Origin of the sequence: Lacihabitans soyangensis (assembly GCF_024343775.1) — a bacterium.
Taxonomy (GTDB): Bacteria; Bacteroidota; Bacteroidia; order Cytophagales; family Spirosomataceae; genus Leadbetterella; species Leadbetterella soyangensis.
In genome coordinates, this window is sequence record NZ_RJUF01000086.1 from 1 (window position 1) to 2822 (window position 2822).

General features: G+C 39.7%; 2 protein-coding genes and 1 pseudogene. 2 read left to right on the top strand and 1 reads right to left on the bottom strand.

The features are described from left to right. Positions 1-520, top strand: a pseudogene (locus tag EGI31_RS25590) (SLC5 family protein); the annotation flags it as partial. A gap of 38 nt (positions 521-558) precedes the next feature. Further along, complete coding sequence (locus EGI31_RS25595; RefSeq protein WP_255037017.1) at positions 559-1281, top strand: SDR family NAD(P)-dependent oxidoreductase; 723 nt, start codon at positions 559-561, stop codon at positions 1279-1281. Positions 1282-1340: 59 nt separating this feature from the next. Here the strand turns inward: EGI31_RS25595 and EGI31_RS25600 are convergent. Then, the coding region (locus EGI31_RS25600) for a VPS10 domain-containing protein (protein WP_445468527.1) at positions 1341-2822 on the bottom strand (1482 nt) is incomplete at its 5' end.

Below are 2822 nucleotides of genomic sequence, written 5' to 3' on the forward strand. Positions count from 1 at the left end.
GGTGTTTTTCTGGGGAGTACTTTGGAAACAAACCAATCCTATAGCTGCCGTAATGGTTTTGGCGGGTTCTCCCTTTATTGGTTTAGGATGTGATTGGATATTTGAAAACATACTGATTCAATACCCATTTATCAGACAAACCTTCGGCGAAACCTTCAACTTTTTGTATCGTGTATTTTCAATTTTTTTAATAGGCTCAATTTTGCTGGTGATATGGAGTAAATATCTAAATGCAAATGGAAAGGCCAAGATTGCAGAATTCGATTTAGGCATATCCTTATCTGGCATTGGAAGTACCTTGTTTTGGTTTTTACTTACTCAAATTCCATTTATAGTAGTAGCATTATTGGGCCTGATTTCACCTCAAACAGCAGCCACTCCAGCCGCAATTGTTTGTTTGCTTTTGTTTGTTTGGTTTCACAAACGGGCAAAAGATGAAATGACTTTATTTAAATCAGATATATTTTATGCAGGCTTGCTTACTTCTTCCATGATTTGGATTATGTTTTATTTTGCATAATATTACTGCAAATTGTAAAAGGATAATATTTCAAACTAATGTCACAAAAAGTAATTATCATAGGTGCAAGTTCGGGAATAGGCAAGGCTCTTGCTATAAAATATGCCCAAGAGGGGTTTGAGGTCGGAATAACGGCAAGAAGAACAAATTTGCTCCAAAAAATTGTAGAGGAATTACCAAGGGCCAAATTCTACATTGCAGAAATGGATGTGGAAAAAGTGGAGAGTACTCGGAACATTTTGGCTGATTTGGTGGAAAAAATGGGCGGATTGGATATCCTCATCATCAATGCGGGCATTGGTATTCCAAAGGCGAGTTTTGAAGACGAACTCAAAACCATTGATATCAACGCCCGTGGATTTATGGGTTTGGCTCAATGGGCCTATTATTATTTTAAATCTAAGGGAAGCGGAAAAATTGTAGGTATTTCTTCAGTTGCAGGTGAAAGAGGAGGGCCAACTTCGCCCGAATACCATGCCACCAAGGCATTTGCTTCCACTTATATGGAAGGACTAAGGATTCGTTCTAAAAAGAGAAATCATGGCGTAAAAGTAATAGATGTACGGCCAGGTTATGTTGAAACTGAAATGACTGACGGTCAAAGAGGGATGTTTTGGGTCGCCAAAGCCGACAAGGTGGCAAACCAGATTTTTGACGCCGTCTTAGCGGATAAACCTGTGGTGTATGTCACTAAGAGATTTAGAATAATAGGTTTCCTCATGCGTAATTTGCCAGAGTGGATTTTGGTGAAGATGATGTAAAAAAACACCCCAACCAATTGCTCAGTCGGGGTGAATTCTATCAAAAAAACAAAATATTCTTAATTTTCAGCTGCTTTGAATTCCTCAAAGCTCCTCACTTTCAATTCAGGCATTTTGGCTTTTACCATGGCTGGTGCCAATTTGTCTAAACTTGCTTTAAAACCTTCCATCTGTGTTTTGGCTGCCGAAAGTTTCTCGTCCAATACCTTCATGCTGGCCAATTGTGCGTTGGTTGGGCGGCCCGTATAACTCAAAACCTCACCATACAAACCTGAGATTTTTTCTCTCAATTGCGGCTCGGCAGCACCTACGTAGTTGTCTCCCTTCAATACCACCAAAGTTTCTTTCAGTGTTTGCATTTTGCTTGCAATGTCGGCCACTGGGAATTGTTTTTTCAATTTAGTCGAGGTCAATTTCGGTGAAATGGAGTCGATTTTTATTTTGTAATTGTCTATTTGGTCAACCAAATAACCCAATTCCTCACTCATATTGAAAAGCTTCATTGCGGTTTCGAACTGCACTTTACGATCATCTGCCGTATGTATCGACTTCGGATTGGCGATTAGGTTCAAGGTGCTTTCGTAAGTTTTTGCTCCCTTGGTTATTTTTACTTTGTAAGGTCCGGGAAGAACAGTTGGGCCTTGGAATCCAGCCTGAATTATTGTTTTTCCTTTTGCAACCTTTGGTGGTTTGAGACTGTAAGTCCAATCCACATAATTGATGCCTTTCGATTTACCAGGTGCTAAATCGGCAATTTTCTTGTCGTTTTGGTCGAATATTTCCAAAGACATTTTGCCAAAAGTGTGACGGCTCTTCAAATAATACACCACTTGTGCCATTGAGTTTGGGTTTTCACCTACGAATTCTCCCATACGAGCATAGCCTCCAAATGCACCTGATTCGGCCATTTTGGTAGGTTTTGTAGTGAAGAAATGCAGATCTTTGGCTATAATTTCTTTTGTCAGCTGTCTTAGAGGCGAAATATCGTCGATGATAATTACTCCTCTACCATGTGTAGCCATCACTAAAGCATCTTCGGTCGGATGAAGGGCAATCCAGTGTACTGCAACTGGAGGCATATTGTTCTTAAACTGCGACCAGTTTTGTCCACCATCGATAGTAACATAAAGTCCGCCCTCTGTGCCTAAAAACAACAAATTAGGGTTTTTGTAGTCTTCTTTGATGTTTCTTACGAATGATTTCAAATCAGGTGAAACGATAGATTTCCAAGTTTTACCAGCGTCTGTAGTTTTGTACACGTAAGGTTTAAAATCTCCACTGGTGTAACCAGTGAATACCGCATAAGCCGTATTTTTATCAAAACTACTTGGTTCTATAAAATATGCCCATGTGTTTTTTGGAAGATTCGGGATATTGGCCGTTACATTGGTCCATGTTTTTCCTCCGTCTTGAGTTAATTGAACATTACCGTCGTCTGTACCTACCCAAATGATGTTTTGGTCTAAAGGAGATTCATTAATCGCAAATATGGTACAGTGATTTTCAGCACCCGAATTATCCATGCTCAAGCCACCTGAATT